14 protein-coding genes are annotated in these 16,466 nt (G+C 69.7%); 8 read left to right on the top strand and 6 right to left on the bottom strand.

Features of this window, described 5'->3' with window-relative positions; translation table 11 throughout:
- Nucleotides 1–399 (top strand): dCTP deaminase (gene dcd / locus BFF77_RS20015; RefSeq protein WP_066951719.1); only part of this gene is annotated, 399 nt, incomplete at its 5' end.
- 39 nt (nt 400–438) lie between these two features.
- Nucleotides 439–924 (top strand): phosphoribosyltransferase, encoded by a 486-nt coding sequence (locus BFF77_RS20020; RefSeq protein WP_066951757.1) that lies wholly within the window; start codon nt 439–441, stop codon nt 922–924.
- Between the two features lie 211 nt (nt 925–1,135).
- On the opposite strand, the gene BFF77_RS20025 is transcribed toward BFF77_RS20020, so the two are convergent.
- The 4 genes from BFF77_RS20025 to BFF77_RS37940 form a co-directional block, all read right to left on the bottom strand.
- On the bottom strand, nt 1,136–2,110 hold the full coding sequence (locus BFF77_RS20025) for a Yip1 family protein (RefSeq protein WP_066951721.1): 975 nt from the start codon (nt 2,108–2,110) through the stop codon (nt 1,136–1,138).
- Between the two features lie 127 nt (nt 2,111–2,237).
- Nucleotides 2,238–3,608 (bottom strand): FG-GAP repeat domain-containing protein, encoded by a 1,371-nt coding sequence (locus tag BFF77_RS34605; protein WP_066951723.1) that lies wholly within the window; start codon nt 3,606–3,608, stop codon nt 2,238–2,240.
- Between the two features lie 361 nt (nt 3,609–3,969).
- Nucleotides 3,970–6,318 carry a (Fe-S)-binding protein gene (locus BFF77_RS20035; RefSeq protein ID WP_066951726.1) on the bottom strand — a complete coding sequence of 783 codons (2,349 nt, stop codon included), beginning with the start codon at nt 6,316–6,318 and terminating at the stop codon, nt 3,970–3,972.
- Nucleotides 6,319–6,514: 196 nt separating this feature from the next.
- Nucleotides 6,515–7,306, bottom strand: coding sequence for a sugar transferase (locus BFF77_RS37940; protein WP_342671244.1), 792 nt, complete (start codon nt 7,304–7,306; stop codon nt 6,515–6,517).
- Between the two features lie 248 nt (nt 7,307–7,554).
- Between BFF77_RS37940 and dnaK the strand changes: the two genes are divergently transcribed.
- The 4 genes from dnaK (at nt 7,555) to BFF77_RS20060 (ending at nt 11,821) form a co-directional block, all read left to right on the top strand.
- Nucleotides 7,555–9,411: a molecular chaperone DnaK gene (gene dnaK / locus BFF77_RS20045; RefSeq protein ID WP_066951728.1), complete on the top strand. Its 1,857-nt coding sequence runs from the start codon at nt 7,555–7,557 to the stop codon at nt 9,409–9,411.
- Entirely contained in the window at nt 9,408–10,070 is a 663-nt protein-coding gene (grpE, locus tag BFF77_RS20050; protein ID WP_066951731.1) for a nucleotide exchange factor GrpE, read from the top strand. The genes dnaK and grpE overlap by 4 nt, the downstream gene beginning before the upstream one ends.
- A gap of 96 nt (nt 10,071–10,166) precedes the next feature.
- Complete coding sequence (dnaJ, locus tag BFF77_RS20055; RefSeq protein ID WP_066951733.1) at nt 10,167–11,354, top strand: molecular chaperone DnaJ; 1,188 nt, start codon at nt 10,167–10,169, stop codon at nt 11,352–11,354.
- 5 nt (nt 11,355–11,359) lie between these two features.
- Complete coding sequence (locus BFF77_RS20060) at nt 11,360–11,821, top strand: heat shock protein transcriptional repressor HspR (RefSeq protein ID WP_066951777.1); 462 nt, start codon at nt 11,360–11,362, stop codon at nt 11,819–11,821.
- A 179-nt stretch (nt 11,822–12,000) separates the two neighbouring features.
- Here BFF77_RS20060 and BFF77_RS20065 read toward each other — a convergent pair whose 3' ends face one another.
- Nucleotides 12,001–13,011 (bottom strand): response regulator transcription factor, encoded by a 1,011-nt coding sequence (locus BFF77_RS20065; protein ID WP_079125319.1) that lies wholly within the window; start codon nt 13,009–13,011, stop codon nt 12,001–12,003.
- 341 nt (nt 13,012–13,352) lie between these two features.
- Here BFF77_RS20065 and BFF77_RS20075 point away from each other — a divergent pair, with 341 nt between their 5' ends.
- A complete protein-coding gene (locus tag BFF77_RS20075; RefSeq protein WP_066951740.1) occupies nt 13,353–13,673 on the top strand; it encodes a Rieske (2Fe-2S) protein in 321 nt (106 codons plus the stop codon).
- Between the two features lie 255 nt (nt 13,674–13,928).
- Here BFF77_RS20075 and BFF77_RS20080 read toward each other — a convergent pair whose 3' ends face one another.
- A complete protein-coding gene (locus BFF77_RS20080) occupies nt 13,929–14,333 on the bottom strand; it encodes a pyridoxamine 5'-phosphate oxidase family protein (protein WP_066951743.1) in 405 nt (134 codons plus the stop codon).
- A 166-nt stretch (nt 14,334–14,499) separates the two neighbouring features.
- Between BFF77_RS20080 and BFF77_RS20085 the strand changes: the two genes are divergently transcribed.
- Nucleotides 14,500–16,466, top strand: a 1,967-nt coding sequence (locus BFF77_RS20085) for an ATP-dependent Clp protease ATP-binding subunit (RefSeq protein WP_066951745.1), incomplete at its 3' end; no start/stop codon positions are given.

Below are 16,466 nucleotides of genomic sequence, written 5' to 3' on the forward strand. Positions count from 1 at the left end.
CTGACGCGCACGGTCGAGCCGGAGGGGGACGAACCGTTCATCCTGCACCCCGGCGAGTTCGTTCTCGCGTCGACGTACGAGATCATCTCGCTGCCCGACGACATCGCCTCCCGGCTGGAGGGGAAGTCCAGCCTCGGACGGCTCGGGCTGGTGACCCATTCGACCGCCGGTTTCATCGACCCCGGTTTCTCCGGGCATGTCACGCTCGAACTCTCGAATCTCGCGACGCTGCCCATCAAGCTCTGGCCCGGTATGAAGATCGGGCAGCTCTGTCTCTTCCGGCTCAGCTCGCCCGCGGAGTTCCCGTACGGCTCCGAGAGGTACGGCTCGCGCTATCAGGGACAGCGTGGGCCGACCGCATCGCGGTCCTATCTGAATTTCCACCGGACCCAGGTGTGACGGTCCGGGTCCGGTACGGAGGCGGGAGCGGTGTCCGGTATGAGTGAGCGCCGGGAGAACCTGTCGTACGAGACGTTCGGCGTGGCCGTCCGTGAGCTGGCGCAGATGATCGCCGACGACGGTTACGAACCCGACCTCGTGCTCAGCATCGCGCGCGGTGGCGTCTTTGTCGCCGGCGGTCTCGCCTATGCCCTGGACTGCAAGAACATCCATCTGGTGAACGTCGCGTTCTACACCGGCGTCGGCACCACCCTCGCCATGCCGGCCATGCTGGCGCCCGTGCCCGACGTCGTCGACTTCTCGCACAAGAAGGTCCTCATCGCCGACGACGTCGCCGACACCGGCAGGACGCTCAAGCTGGTGCGCGACTTCTGTGCGGACCATGTCGCCGAGGTGCGCAGCGCGGTCGTCTACGAGAAGAGCCAGTCGCTCGTGAAATGCGAGTACGTCTGGAGGCGTACCGACGACTGGATCAATTTCCCCTGGAGTGTCCAGCCGCCCGTCGTACGCCGCGGTCCCGGCTGACGAACCCCCGCCCCCGGTGATCAGTCCGGCCCTCCCGGCCGCCCCGGCCGACCCGCCCGGCCGAGCGCGTCAACCCGGCCAGGCCCGCCGGTCCCGCCAAGCCCGTCAGCCCCGGCCGAGCCCGCCGTCAGCCCCGGCCGCCGGAGCCTTCGGCCCGGCGGCCGTTCTGTCCGAGCCTCCGGCCCGGCCGTCGCGACGGCGGTCCCGACCGTCAGATCGTGCCCAGCTTCAGCAGCGACAGCAGCGCCACGAGCTGGATCGCCGACGCCCCCAGCGCCTTCGGCCAGGGCAGGTCGTGCGACTTGCCCACCATGACCGTGAAGAGCGCTCCCGACGCGATCCAGGTGGCCCAGCCGAGGAGCTGCACGAAGGAGTTCTCGCCGCCCAGGAAGAGCGCGAAGACCAGACGCGGCGCGTCCGTGATCGACATGATCAGCATGGAGAGGCCCACGGTCGGCTGCCAGGCGCCGTCGCCGCCGAGCTGGCGGGCCAGCGTATGGGTCACCGCGCCCAGGATCAGACCGCCGAGCACGAAGGCGACGGCCGTCGTCAGGACGTACGGGATGGCGGTGGTCAGCGTCGCGTTGATGGCGTCGTCGCGGGCCGTGTCGAAGCCGAAGAGCGCCAGCAGACCGTAGAGGAACGTGACGATCAGCGCCGGGCCCCAGACCGGATAGTCACGCGTCTGGAGGAACGTCGCGCCCGGGCGGAGCACGATGCCGCTCAGCAGTTCCTTCCAGCGCAGCCGCGGGCCGACGGGAGCCGGGGCCCCGCCCGCGTGGTACGTGGAGCCGTCGCCGTACGGGTCGTCACCGAGGCTGAACGCCTGGGTGTGGCCCGGGTTGTTGGCGTACGGGTCGCCGTGCGGGCCCGGCCTGCCCTGGGGCGAGGGCGGGGGCTGCTGGGCGTACGGGTCGCCGAAGTACTCCGGCTCGCCGTGTCCGCCACCGCCGCCGTGCTGTCCGCCGCCGTGTGCGCCATGCCCGCCGTGTCCGCCGTACTGGCCGCTGCCACCGCTCGTCGGAGGCCATTGCTGCTGCCCGTACGGAGGCGCGGCCTGGTGCTGCCCGCCCCCGTAACCGGGTGGCGGCGTCGCCTGCCGTCCGTACGGCTGCTGCCGCTGCCGCTGCGGTTGTTGTCGCGGGGTGCGGTTGTCCCGGCCGCGTCCGATCCTGAATCCAGCCACGCATTCGAACGTACCTGGTCTCGGCCGGTGGGACGGCGGGGGCGGCGGAACGGGCGGGCCATTGCGGCCGAGCTGTGACATCCCTTAGGGGGACCCTGGGGGGTTTGCCCCAGCTACCCCGGCTGGTCTACCTCAGGAAGATCGATGTGCTGAACGTCAGCAACGGACGCTTCGTCACACCCTGGGTCGTCCCTGTCGTCCCTGTCGTCCCTGTCGTCCCTGTCGTCCCGGTGGTCCCCGCCGCCCCCTTGGCCCGGGTGCCGGCGTCGGCGGCACCGGCGTCGTCGGCGTCGTCGGCGGATCCGTACAGCCCGTACAGCGCGATCAGATCCGTCGCCTCGCCGCGGTGCGTACGGGTCACCAGATCCGGGCGCTGGTCACCGGTGAAGTCGGCGGCGACGAGAAAGTCCGTGACCGTCTTCCCCTTGCCCGACGAGCCGGCTCCCGACCCCGGGGACGCGGGCGCGGGCGGCAGTTCCACGGCCTTGAAACGGTACGAGCCGCCCTGCCGCCCCGGACCGTCGGGCCCTCCGAGCAGGAGCGCGCCCCGCGCGGCCCTGCCCGGTGTACGCGCGCGGTCCGCGTACACCAGGTCGTCGTAACCGTCGCCGTCGGCATCCGCCACGGGCGCGGGCGCTTCGAGGACCGGGCCGCCGCCGGGGATCGGCGCCGACGCGGCGCGCGGAGCACCGGCCCGGGTGAACGGGCCGCGCAGGAAACTGACCTGACCCGCGCTCGCGGTGACCGCGAGATCCGCCTTCCCGTCGCCGTCGAAGTCGCCGCAGACCGGGTGGTCGGGCCATTCGTTGCCGAAGCGCGCCTTGCCGGGGATCTGGAGGACCACCGCCCTGCCGCCCAGTCCGGTGGGGCCGCCGAAGAGGATCTGGAGCGGTACGGGGGGCATGCCGTTGCCGTCGTACGGCGGATCCGTGGCGATGATCAGATCGCCGAAGCCGTCCTGATCGAGATCGCACGCCGCCTCGGCGTCGAAGGCGGCCGGGAGCACGCCCGCCACACGGGCGCCATGGGTACGCGGACCGATGGTCTGACGAATCGCAGGATCGATCCCTGCGCCACTCGCGGCCCCGGCGCCGCTTCCCGCCCCGCTCCCAGCATCACCGTCGGTCCCGGTCCCGGTCCCGGCCTCCGCCCCGGCCCCGGAAGTCTTCCCGGTGCCCGAGGCGCCCTTGCCGCCGCCCGCGGCTGTCCCGTACACGATCCCGATGCCCGCGTCGTCGCCGTACGAGTCGCCCGGGGCCTTGACCAGGTCGTTCAGCACGAGATCCCGGTGGCCGTCGCCGTTGAAGTCGTCCGGGAGGCGGCTGCCCCGGCCGAGCGGGACCGGACGGCGCACAGCACCGGCCCGGCCCGTCAACGGGGCCGTGTCGCCCTTCCCTGCCTTCGCCCTCCCGCCTCCGGCGGCCCGGTCGGGACCGGTCGTACATCCCGCCAGCAGCGTCGCCGTACAGACGAGGGCGCAGACACCGGTGGTCCCCAAAGTTCTCGCGAAGAAAGTTCTCGCGACGCGTATCCGCACGACCGACCTCGCCCCATCCGTCCCGTACAGCCCATCCGTACAACCGGCTCCGTAAGACCAACCGGCCTCATGGCCGGCCGCCGGCCACCGGCCGCCGCCGACCACCGACCGCCGGCCACACATGATGCTCTCGTACGGCCGCGCAACGAAAGGCGAACGAGCGGAAGCGAACGAGCGAGAGCGAAAACAGGCGGAACAATCGAAAACAATCGAGAGCGAACGAGTACGGGCGGCGCCCCAACGGAAACAGCCGGACCTGACTCCCAGACAGGTCCGGCCGCTCCCACCCGCTACGGGCTCCCGCGCAGGGCTACTTCACCGGCTACTTCACCGGCTCCGGCTCCGGCGCGCTCTCCCGCTCCTCCGACCCCGCCGGGCCCGCGGGCGTCCGTACGGAGTCGAGCAGAAGCTGCGCCACATCCACCACCTGGAGCGACTCCTTCGCCTGCCCGTCGTTCTTCTTCCCGTTGACGGAGTCGGTCAGCATCACCAGACAGAACGGGCACGCCGTCGAGACGATGTCCGGATTCAGCGAAAGCGCCTCGTCCACCCGCTCGTTGTTGATGCGCTTGCCGATCCGCTCCTCCATCCACATCCGCGCGCCGCCCGCGCCGCAGCAGAAGCCGCGCTCCTTGTGGCGGTGCATCTCCTCGTTCCGCAGACCCGGCACCTTCGCGATGATCTCGCGCGGCGGTGTGTAGACCTTGTTGTGACGGCCGAGATAGCAGGGATCGTGGTACGTGATGAGTCCCTCGACCGGCGTCACGGGCACCAGCTTGCCCTCGTCCACGAGGTGCTGGAGGAGCTGGGTGTGATGGATGACCTCGTACTCACCGCCGAGCTGCGGGTACTCGTTCGCGATCGTGTTGAAGCAGTGCGGGCAGGTCGCGACGATCCGCTTCGAGGACTTCGGCCTCGTGCGCGTACCGGTGCCTTCTCCGCCCTCCGCGCCCTCTCCGGCTCCGACGCCCTGTCCGGCTTCTCCGCGCGCCTCGGCCTCCTCGTCCTCGCCGAACGCCATGTTCAGCATCGCGACGTTCTCCTGGCCGAGCTGCTGGAACAGCGGCTCGTTGCCCAGCCGGCGGGCCGAGTCACCCGTGCACTTCTCGTCGCCGCCCATGATCGCGAAGGAGACGCCCGCGATGTGCAGCAGCTCCGCGAAGGCCTTGGTGGTCTTCTTGGCCCGGTCCTCCAGCGCGCCCGCGCAGCCGACCCAGTAGAGGTAGTCGACCTTGGTGAGGTCCTCGACGTCCCTGCCGACGACCGGTACCTCGAAGTCGACCTCCTTCGTCCACTCCAGACGCTGCTTCTTGGCCAGGCCCCAGGGATTGCCCTTCTTCTCCAGGTTCTTGAGCATCGTCCCGGCCTCGCTCGGGAAGGCGCTCTCGATCATCACCTGGTACCGGCGCATGTCGACGATGTGGTCGACGTGCTCGATGTCGACCGGGCACTGCTCCACGCACGCACCGCAGGTGGTGCAGGACCAGAGCACATCCGGGTCGATGACGCCGTTCTCCTCCAGCGTCCCGATCAGCGGACGCCCGGCCTCCGCGAGGGCCGCGGCCGGCACGCCGGCCAACTGCTCCTCGGAGGCCCTCTCCTCGCCCTCCATGCTCTTTCCGCCGCCGGCCAGCAGATACGGCGCCTTGGCGTGCGCGTGGTCGCGCAGCGACATGATCAGCAGCTTGGGCGAGAGCGGCTTGCCCGTGTTCCAGGCCGGGCACTGCGACTGGCAGCGACCGCACTCCGTACACGTGGAGAAGTCGAGGATGCCCTTCCAGGAGAAGTGCTCGATCTGCGAGACGCCGAAGACCGTTTCCTCGCCGTCCTCCTCGTCGAGCACCGTCTCGAAGTCGATCTCCTTGCCGCCGCTGGTCATCGGCGGCAGCGCGCCGAGCGCCGTGGAGCCGTCGGCCTCGCGCTTGAACCAGATGTTCGGGAAGGCGAGGAAGCGGTGCCAGGCCACCCCCATGTCGGTCTTGAGCGCGACCGTGATCATCCAGACGAAGGACGTCCCGATCTTGATCATCGCGACCAGGTAGACCAGATTCTGGAGGGTGCCGACACCGAGTCCCTTGAAGGCCGCGACCAGCGGGTACGAGACGAGATACGCCGCCTGGTACGAGTCCGCGTGGTGCAGCGCGCCCTCCAGCCCGCGCAGGACGAGGATCGCCACCCCGATGACGAGGATGACGGCCTCGACGAAGTACGCCTGTCCGAAGTTGGAGCCCGCGAAGCGTGACTTGCGGCCGGCGCGGCCGGGCAGTGAGAGCTGCCGGACGACGATCAGGGTCAGGATGCCGAGAGTCGTCAGCAGACCGATCAGCTCGACGAAGACCTCGTACGGGGTCCAGTCACCGATGACCGGCAGCAGCCAGTCGGCCCTGAAGAGCTGCCCGAAGGCGTTCACCAGAGTCAGCACGAGCGAGAAGAAGCCGACCGCGACGAACCAGTGCGCCACCCCGACGACGCCCCAGCGGTTCATCCGGGTGTGACCGAGGAACTCCTTGGCGACCGTCAGGGTGCGCTGGGCGGGTTCGTCCGTACGCGTACCCGCGGGGACGGCCTGGCCGAGTTTCACGAAACGGTAGATCTGCGCGATGGCTCGGCCGAACAGCGCGACACCGACGACGGCGAGTACCAGCGACACGGTGATCGCGGCGAGTTGCATTTGGGGGCTCCTCGGGCCTGCGAGGGCGGGAATCCGCACACTACTAAGCGGTAACTTAATCGGTCTGTGGCTGAGGTTACCCAGTTATCCCGCCGCAATGTAGCGGCGGAGCCGGTGATCTGTGTCGCTCGGTGGTCAGTACCCAGTCTCCACCCGGACCTCACTCTCCACCCGGGCCCCGGCTTTCCCCCGGGTCTCAGCTTCCACCCGGGTCCCTCCTCCTGTCCGTGGCCCTCTTGCCGGCCGGTGCCCCCACCGGTGCGGGGGCGCCCGCGGGAGCCCCCGCCGGCGCCCCGACCGGATGTCTGCCCGTCCCCTGGCCGCGTCTGGCGTGCGGCAGCCCCGCGTCCGGTCGTACGGCGCCCAGCCAGTGGGCGTCCGACCGGGAGTACGGCAGGGCGAGCCGTCGCGGAAGCCGTCGCGGCAGACGCCTGGAGGCCCTGGAGGGCCGCGCGGACCTCCAGGGGAGCCGCGGTGCGAGCCGCCACTCGTGCGCCTTGCAGAGCGCCGGGAGCGTATGGGCGAGGATCGCCAGATCGAGTCCGAGCCAGTGGTGTTCCACATAGTGCTGGTCGAGCAGCGGTGCCTCGTCCCACGGCAGCGGCGAGTGCCGCCGCACCTGCGCGAGGCCCGTGAGGCCCGGCCGTACGCGCTGCCGCCACGGCGCCGCGCCGGCGGCGGAGCCGACCTTCAGGGGCGCGGGCCCCACCAGGGACAGATCGCCCCGTACGACATGGGGGAGCCGGGAGAGCAGATCCAGCCGGAATCGCCGGGTGCCCAGGGAACTCAGGATGAAGGGCCGTCCGTTGAGTCCTGTGCGGTAGTCACGCAGGAAAACGCCGTTGGCCGGCCGGGACAGTGCGAGGACGAGGGCGGCTGCCGTGAGCAGCGGCGCGGCCAGCACCAGGAGGGCCGAGCCGAGCGTCAGATCCAGAAGGCGCTTGGGTTCCAGGCGGTGCTGCGGGCGCCACATCATGCGTCGCTTCAAGGTCACACCTGACCGTTTCTGTGCGTTCTGTTACTTTCCGGATTCTTTGAGGCTTACATGGCTTTTGACTCATTCGAGGTATTTGATACAGAACGATCGCATGGGGAAGGGGCGCAGGCCGGGGGCAACCCGCCGGGCGCAAGGGATCCGCACGTTAGTTGAGTCGACTCGACTCAGGTCCTTTGACTCTCCGGGATCTGTGATGCATCCTTGAGCCTGTTCCACTCAAGTCAGTTGGAGGAATCGAAATGGCACGTGCGGTCGGCATCGACCTGGGCACGACTAACTCCGTCGTCAGCGTTCTGGAAGGCGGCGAGCCCACCGTCATCACCAACGCCGAGGGTGCCAGGACCACGCCGTCCGTCGTCGCCTTCGCCAAGAACGGCGAGGTGCTCGTCGGCGAGGTCGCGAAGCGCCAGGCGGTCACGAACGTCGACAGGACCATCCGGTCGGTCAAGCGCCACATGGGCACCGACTGGAAGATCAATCTGGACGGCAAGGACTTCAACCCCCAGCAGATCTCGGCCTTCGTGCTGCAGAAGCTGAAGCGGGACGCCGAGTCGTACCTGGGCGAGAAGGTCACCGACGCGGTGATCACCGTCCCCGCGTACTTCAACGACTCGGAGCGCCAGGCCACCAAGGAGGCCGGCGAGATCGCGGGCCTCAACGTGCTCCGCATCGTCAACGAGCCGACGGCCGCCGCCCTGGCCTACGGGCTCGACAAGGACGACCAGACCATCCTCGTCTTCGACCTCGGCGGCGGCACCTTCGACGTCTCGCTGCTAGAGATCGGCGACGGCGTGGTCGAGGTGAAGGCCACCAACGGTGACAACCACCTCGGTGGTGACGACTGGGACCAGCGTGTCGTCGACTTCCTGGTGAAGCAGTTCGCCAACGGCCACGGTGTGGACCTGTCCAAGGACAAGATGGCTCTCCAGCGTCTGCGCGAGGCCGCGGAGAAGGCGAAGATCGAGCTGTCGTCGTCCTCGGAGACGACGATCAACCTCCCGTACATCACGGCGTCCGCCGAGGGCCCGCTGCACCTGGACGAGAAGATCTCGCGCGCCCAGTTCCAGCAGCTCACCGCGGATCTGCTGGACCGCTGCAAGACCCCGTTCCACAACGTCATCAAGGACGCGGGCATCCAGCTCTCCGAGATCGACCACGTGGTGCTCGTCGGCGGTTCCACCCGTATGCCCGCCGTCGCGGAACTGGTCAAGGAGCTGACCGGCGGCCGTGAGGCCAACAAGGGCGTCAACCCGGACGAGGTCGTCGCCATCGGCGCCGCGCTCCAGGCCGGTGTCCTCAAGGGTGAGGTCAAGGACGTCCTGCTCCTCGACGTGACCCCGCTGTCCCTCGGTATCGAGACCAAGGGCGGCATCATGACCAAGCTCATCGAGCGGAACACGACGATCCCGACGAAGCGCTCGGAGATCTTCACCACGGCCGAGGACAACCAGCCGTCGGTGCAGATCCAGGTCTACCAGGGCGAGCGTGAGATCGCGGCGTACAACAAGAAGCTCGGGATGTTCGAGCTGACCGGTCTGCCGCCGGCCCCGCGCGGTGTGCCGCAGATCGAGGTCGCCTTCGACATCGACGCCAACGGCATCATGCACGTGGCCGCGAAGGACCTCGGCACCGGCAAGGAGCAGAAGATGACCGTCACCGGCGGCTCCTCGCTGCCGAGGGACGAGGTCAACCGGATGCGCGAGGAGGCCGAGCAGTACGCGGACGAGGACCACCGCCGCCGCGAGGCCGCCGAGACGCGCAACCAGGCCGAGCAGCTCGTCTACCAGACGGAGAAGTTCCTCAAGGACAACGAGGACAAGGTTCCCGGCGACGTCAAGGCCGAGGTCGAGGTCGCCATCTCCGAGCTGAAGGAGAAGCTCAAGGGCGAGGACACCGCGGAGATCCGTACCTCCACGGAGAAGCTCGCGGCCGTCTCCCAGAAGCTCGGCCAGGCGATGTACGCGGACGCCCAGGCCGGCGCCGCCGCGGGCGGTGCCGACGGCGCCGCGGGCACCGGACAGGCCCAGGCCGACGACGACGTCGTCGACGCCGAGATCGTGGACGACGAGAAGCCCAAGAAGGACGGTGCGGCGTGACCGAGGAGACCCCGGGCTTCGACGAGAAGCCCGACGTCCCCTCCGGCGCCAACCACGACGACGCCACGCCGGGCGCCGCCGAGCCGGACTCCCTCAAGGAGCCGCGCCCGGCGGCCCCGGCCGGGGACGTACAGGAAGTAGCCCTGAAGGCACAGCTCGACCAGGTCCGGATGGCGCTCAACGAGCGCACGGCGGATCTCCAGCGCCTTCAGGCGGAGTACCAGAACTACCGCAGGCGGGTGGAGCGCGACCGCGTCACGGTCAAGGAGATCGCCGTGGCGAGTCTGCTGACCGAACTGCTGCCCGTGCTCGACGACATCGGCCGGGCGCGGGACCACGAGGAGCTGGTCGGCGGCTTCAAGTCGGTGGCCGAGTCGCTGGAGACGGTCGTCGCGAAGCTGGGCCTCCAGCAGTTCGGCACGGAGGGCGAGCCCTTCGACCCGACGGTCCACGAGGCCCTGATGCACTCGTACGCGCCGGATGTCACGGAGACGACGTGCGTCGCGATCCTCCAGCCTGGGTACCGGTTCGGCGAGCGGACGATCCGGCCCGCCCGGGTCGCGGTGGCCGAGCCCCAGCCCGGGGCCCAGCCCAAGTCCGCCGACGAGCAGGCCGAGTCGGCGAACGACAAGGAGAGCGGTGGCCCGGACGAGGGCTGACGCGGTGTCGGACGGCGGTGCGGCGCCCGGAGGTGCCGTACCGCCGGGCAGCGGTGGCGGTAGCGGTGTGGGTGGCGGAGAGGAGGGACGTCGGGAATGAGCACGAAGGACTTCGTGGAGAAGGACTACTACAAGGTTCTCGGGGTACCCAAGGACGCCACCGAGGCGGAGATCAAGAAGGCGTACCGCAAGCTCGCGCGCGAGTTCCACCCGGACGCCAACAAGGGTGACGCCAAGGCCGAGGAGCGCTTCAAGCAGGTCTCCGAGGCGAATGACGTCCTCGGCGATCCCAAGCGGCGCAAGGAGTACGACGAGGCGCGCGCCCTCTTCGGCAACGGCGGATTCCGTCCGGGGCCCGGCGCGGGCGGCAACGGCTCGTTCAACTTCGACCTGGGCGACCTCTTCGGCGGCGGCCAGGGCGGCACGCAGACGGGCCCCGGCGCCGGCGGCTTCGGCGGCGGGCTCGGCGATGTCTTCGGCGGCCTCTTCAACCGCGGTGGTACGGGCACGCGTACGCAGCCGCGCCGCGGCCAGGACATCGAGTCCGAGGTGACGCTCAGCTTCACCGAGGCGGTCGACGGGGCCACGGTCCCGCTCCGGATGTCCAGCCAGGCGCCCTGCAAGGCCTGTACGGGCACGGGCGACAAGAACGGCACCCCGCGGGTCTGCCCGACCTGTGTGGGCACCGGACAGGTCTCGCGCGGCAGCGGCGGCGGATTCTCGCTGACCGATCCGTGTGTGGACTGCAAGGGCCGTGGGCTGATCGCCCAGGATCCCTGCGAGGTCTGCAAGGGCAGCGGGCGCGCCAGGTCCTCGCGGACGATGCAGGTCCGGATTCCGGCGGGCGTCAGCGACGGCCAGCGGATCCGGCTGCGCGGCAAGGGCGCTCCCGGCGAGCGGGGCGGCCCGGCGGGCGATCTGTACGTGGTCGTGCATGTGGACGCCCACCCGGTCTTCGGCCGCAGGGACGACAATCTCACGGTCACCGTGCCCGTCACCTTCACGGAGGCGGCGCTCGGCGGCGAGGTGAAGGTGCCGACCCTGGGCGGTCCTCCGGTCACCCTGAAGCTGCCCCCCGGCACGCCCAACGGCCGGACGATGCGCGCCCGTGGCAAGGGCGCCGTACGCAAGGACGGCACCCGCGGCGACCTGCTGGTCACGGTCGAGGTCGTGGTGCCCAGGGATCTCGGCGCGCAGGCACGTGACGCGCTGGAGGCCTACCGCAAGGCGACCGCGGACGAGGATCCGCGGGCGGAGCTGTTCCAGGCGGCGAAGGGAGCGTGAATCCGGTGAACGGCGCGGACAGGGACGGCCGGCGGCGCAATCCGTACCAGCTCACCGAGGAGACGCCGGTGTACGTCATCTCGGTGGCCGCCCAGCTCTCCGGGCTGCACCCGCAGACCCTCCGGCAGTACGACCGCCTCGGTCTGGTGTGCCCGGACCGCACCGCGGGCCGTGGGCGCCGCTACTCGGCCCGTGACATCGAGCTGCTCCGCCAGGTGCAGCAGCTGTCGCAGGACGAGGGGATCAACCTGGCCGGCATCAAGCGGATCATCGAACTGGAGCACGAGGCCGCGGCGCTCCGGGCCCAGGTCGCCGAGCTTGCGGCGGCGGTGGACGGCGCGGCGGCGGCGATGCGGCAGCGCGAGGCACAGGTGCACGCCTCGTACCGGCGGGATCTGGTGCCGTATCAGGATGTGCAGCAGGCGAGCGCGCTGGTGGTCTGGCGTCCCAAGCGGCCCACGGACTGAGCGGCTGACGGGCCGTGCCGGCGCGGCGGCGCTCAGGAGTCGTGCGGAGCCTTCTGGAGGGCCCTCACCCATCGGGTGGGGGCCCTTTCCGTTTCCCCGCCGTGCGCCCGCGTGCGGGGCGCACAGCGCCTCTGAGCGCCCCGGTGCGCCCTCCGTGCCCGGCGGGCTCCTCGGGCGCCTCAGCCCTCCTCGTTGAGGATCCCCGACTGCGCGACCAGATAGCCGAGTTGCGCGCGGCTGCCGCTGCCGAGGGTCGTGGCGAGCTTGGCGATGTGCGCGCGGCAGGTCCGTACGTTCATCCCGAGCCGGCGCGCGATCGCTTCGTCCACGTACCCCTCGACCAGCAGCTTCGCTATGGACCGCTGGATGCCCGTGATGCCGTCGGGCGTGGGCTCGTAGGCGACCTGCTCCGTCAGCGGGGTGGCACGCCGCCAGAGCTGTTCGAAGACCTGCGCCAGATAGTCGACGAGCCCGGGATGGCGCAGTTCCAGCGCGATCTGCCGGTCGGAGCGCGCGGGTATGTAGGCGACCGTGCGGTCGAAGATGATCAGACGCTCGATGAGTTCCTCCAGCGTCCGGATCTCGACCTTGCCCTCGGCCAGCCGCTCCGCGTAGGCGAGCGTGCCCTGGCTGTGCCGGACGGTGTGCTGGTACAGCGTGCGCAGACTGATGCCGCGGTCGACCACGTCGCGGCCCCGCTCCAGCGCTTCGGCCAGCGCGTGTTCACTGCGGCCACCGCCGGGCTGCACTGTCAGTACTTCCGTACGGCACTCGGCGGTGGACAGGTCGAGCGCCGCGTTGATACGGCTCAGACCCTCCAGGACCGTGATCGCGTGGGTGGTCGGCGGGTCCTGCGCGCTGATCGTCATGAACGGCTCGAAAGAGTCGGTCAGTTCGACGGCGAAGTGCCGGCGTTCCTGGATCTCCCGCTCGATCGGATGGAGCCGTTTGGCGAGCGCCGCGGACGGCGGAACAGGGCGAAGCCAGTCGGCGTCGTCCGGATCGGGGTGCAGAAGAGCGAACTCCATGAGGCATGGAGTCCCGGCGGCCTCGCTCCGGGCTATGCGTCCGGAGCGCAGCGCACTGGCGTAAAGCCGCCTGCCGTCATCACACATATCGGTGACGGCATGGGGATGTGTCGTTTTTGAGTCGTTCGCGGGCAAATCTCCACCCCCCAGGGTCCTGAACATACAGGAACATGATGCCTCGTCCCGGTGGTGTTGACGTGCCCGGGTGAGACATCGTCTACATGGCGGGGGAGAGGAATCCATCAAGTGAGGACGAAGCCGACTATGTACAAGAGAATGCTTCGCGCGGTGGTTGCCACTGCTTTCTCTGCGGCTCTGGCCTATGGCGCGCTGGCTGTCGGGGGGGACATCAGCTGGGACTCCACGCCTGCCGGATCCACTGTCCAGAGTGTCCAGGTTCTGAAGTCGGGTGACATCAGCTGGGACACCGCTCCGAAGGGCACCGGCTCGGACGTGGCGCCGGCGCATATCGGCCGGGTCCCCGCATCGGCCGACCCGAGCGCGTGACCGTCCCGCCGGACGACCGGGTCTTCCGGCGCGAGATGGCCTCGGCCTACCGGTCGGGGTGGCACTTCATCGATCTCGTCACGGCCATTCCTCACCGTGGCGACTCGCTGATGGTCACCCTGTTCGGAGAGCCGATCGTCGTCGTACGCGAGGAGGACGAGGACGTCCGTGCCTACCGCTGCCTTCGGAGGCCGCGGGGGGCTCCGCAGCCGGTCCGGTGTGCCATCCGTTACGACATGATCTTCGTGAACCTCGACCAACGGGACCACCAACTGGTCGAACCCAAGACCACCATCGCCACCCCCCGCAGCGCCTGAGCGATTCCCCCGTCGTTGTAAATCGCTCCGGCGCTTCCCCCACACAACGGCGCCATCGTGGACCTGAAACACGATGGCGCCGTTGTGCTGCCCGCGTTCGGTGCGGGCCCCGGCCCGTGACCGTACGGCCCAGCGGGGCGCGTGCTCACGCGACGGCGCGCGCCTCTTCGCTCTTCCGGATTCCCGCGCTCCGGCTCACCGCGCTCACACCGCTCACGCACGGCCGGGCGCCCGCTCACACGCCCTCGGGCCCGCTCACACGCGGCCGAGCGCCCGGTCCAGGGCGATCTCGATGACGACCCGGTCCGGATTGGGCGCGGGAGTGCGTCCGTACCGCTCCGCGTAGCGGCTCACCGCGTCCGCCACCGTCCCCGCCTCCGTGCGGACCGTGGCACGGCCCTCCAGCGTCGCCCAGTGACCGGGCTTGACCTGGCACACCGCCACCCGCGCGCCCTCGGGGCCGGCCGCCAGGATGTTGGCGACCTTGGTGCTGTGTTTGTTGGTGATGATCCGTGCGAGCCCGGCCTCCGGGTCGTACGTCACCCCCACCGGCACCACGTGCGGAGTGCCGTCCGGGCGGAGTGTGGTCAGTGTGCACACATGGTGCTCGCGCCAGAACGCGAGAAAATCGGCGCCGGGAGCGCGTACGTCGATGGACATACCGGAAGCCTAGGGCGCCAGGTGGGCGAAACGTGCCGGGACCGGGTGGGGACCGGGCTCCCGGTTCAGGCTTGAGTGAAATAGACTCAACTTTGCGCATGTTGCTTCAGTCAAAGCCGGAGAACGTACGACCTGTGCAAGGACAGGCAAGGAGGAGAGTGGGCACGTGGACGCCGAGCTGACCAACAAGAGCCGGGACGCGATCAACGCCGCCACCAACCGCGCCGTGGCGGCCGGCCATCCCGATCTGACCCCCGCACATCTGCTGCTCGCGCTGCTGGAGGGCCAGGACAACGAGAACGTCACCGATCTGCTGGCCGCCGTCGGAGCGGACCAGGTGGCGGTACGCTCCGGTGCCGAGCGGGTGCTCGCCGCACTGCCCAGCGTGACCGGATCCACCGTCGCGCCTCCGCAGCCCAACCGCGAGATGCTCGCCGTCATCGCGGACGCGGCGGGGCGGGCGAAGGAACTGGGGGACGAGTATCTCTCCACCGAGCATCTGCTCATCGGCGTCGCGGCCAAGGGCGGACAGGCCGGGGAGGTGCTGGACCGGCGGGGCGCCGGCGCGAAGAAGCTGCTGGACGCGTTCGAGAAGGCAAGGGGAGGGCGCCGGGTGACCACACCCGACCCGGAGGGCCAGTACAAGGCCCTGGAGAAGTTCGGTACCGATTTCACCGCGGCCGCCCGCGAGGGCAGGCTCGACCCGGTCATCGGCCGGGACCAGGAGATCCGGCGTGTGGTGCAGGTGCTGTCACGCCGTACGAAGAACAATCCGGTGCTGATCGGTGAGCCCGGCGTCGGCAAGACCGCCGTGGTCGAGGGGCTCGCGCAGCGGATTGTCAAGGGCGACGTGCCGGAATCGCTGAAGAACAAGCGGCTGGTTTCGCTGGACCTCGGTGCGATGGTGGCCGGGGCGAAGTACCGCGGTGAGTTCGAGGAGCGCCTCAAGACCGTCCTCTCCGAGATCAAGGCGAGCGACGGACAGATCATCACGTTCATCGACGAACTGCACACCGTCGTGGGCGCGGGCGCCGGCGGTGACTCCGCCATGGACGCCGGCAACATGCTCAAGCCGATGCTGGCGCGCGGTGAGCTGCGCATGGTCGGCGCGACCACGCTGGACGAGTACCGCGAGCGGATCGAGAAGGACGCGGCGCTGGAGCGGCGCTTCCAGCAGGTGCTGGTCGCCGAGCCCACCGTCGAGGACACGATCGCGATCCTGCGCGGGCTCAAGGGACGGTACGAGGCGCACCACAAGGTGCAGATCGCGGACGCGGCCCTGGTCGCCGCCGCGTCGCTCTCCGACCGTTACATCACCTCGCGCTTCCTCCCGGACAAGGCCATCGACCTGGTGGACGAGGCCGCGTCGCGGCTCCGGATGGAGATCGACTCCTCGCCGCTGGAGATCGACGAGCTCCAGCGCGCCGTCGACCGCCTCCGGATGGAGGAACTGGCGCTGAAGAACGAGTCCGACCCGGCCTCCAAGCAGCGGCTGGAGAAGCTGCGCCGCGACCTCGCCGACCGCGAGGAGGAGCTGCGCGGTCTGAACGCCCGCTGGGAGAAGGAGAAGCAGGGCCTCAACCGCGTCGGTGAGCTGAAGGAACGTCTCGACGATCTGCGCGGCCAGGCCGAGCGCGCGCAGCGCGACGGTGACTTCGACACCGCGTCCAAGCTGCTGTACGGGGAGATCCCGGGCCTGGAGCGGGAGCTGAAGGAGGCCGCGGCGGCCGAGCAGGAGGCCGCCAAGGACACGATGGTCAAGGAGGAGGTCGGCCCGGACGACATCGCCGATGTGGTCGGCTCCTGGACCGGGATCCCGGCCGGACGGCTGCTGGAGGGCGAGACGCAGAAGCTGCTCCGTATGGAACAGGAGCTGGGCACGCGTCTGATCGGCCAGCTGGAGGCGGTACGCGCGGTCTCCGACGCGGTGCGCCGTACCCGCGCCGGGATCGCCGACCCCGACCGGCCCACCGGATCCTTCCTCTTCCTCGGTCCCACCGGTGTCGGCAAGACCGAACTGGCCAAGGCGCTCGCGGACTTCCTCTTCGACGACGAGCGGGCCATGGTCCGCATCGACATGAGCGAGTACGGCGAGAAGCACTCGGTGGCCCGGCTGGTCGGCGCGCCTCCCGG

Origin of the sequence: Streptomyces lushanensis (genome assembly GCF_001700515.1) — a bacterium.
Classification (GTDB): domain Bacteria; phylum Actinomycetota; class Actinomycetes; order Streptomycetales; family Streptomycetaceae; genus Streptomyces; species Streptomyces lushanensis.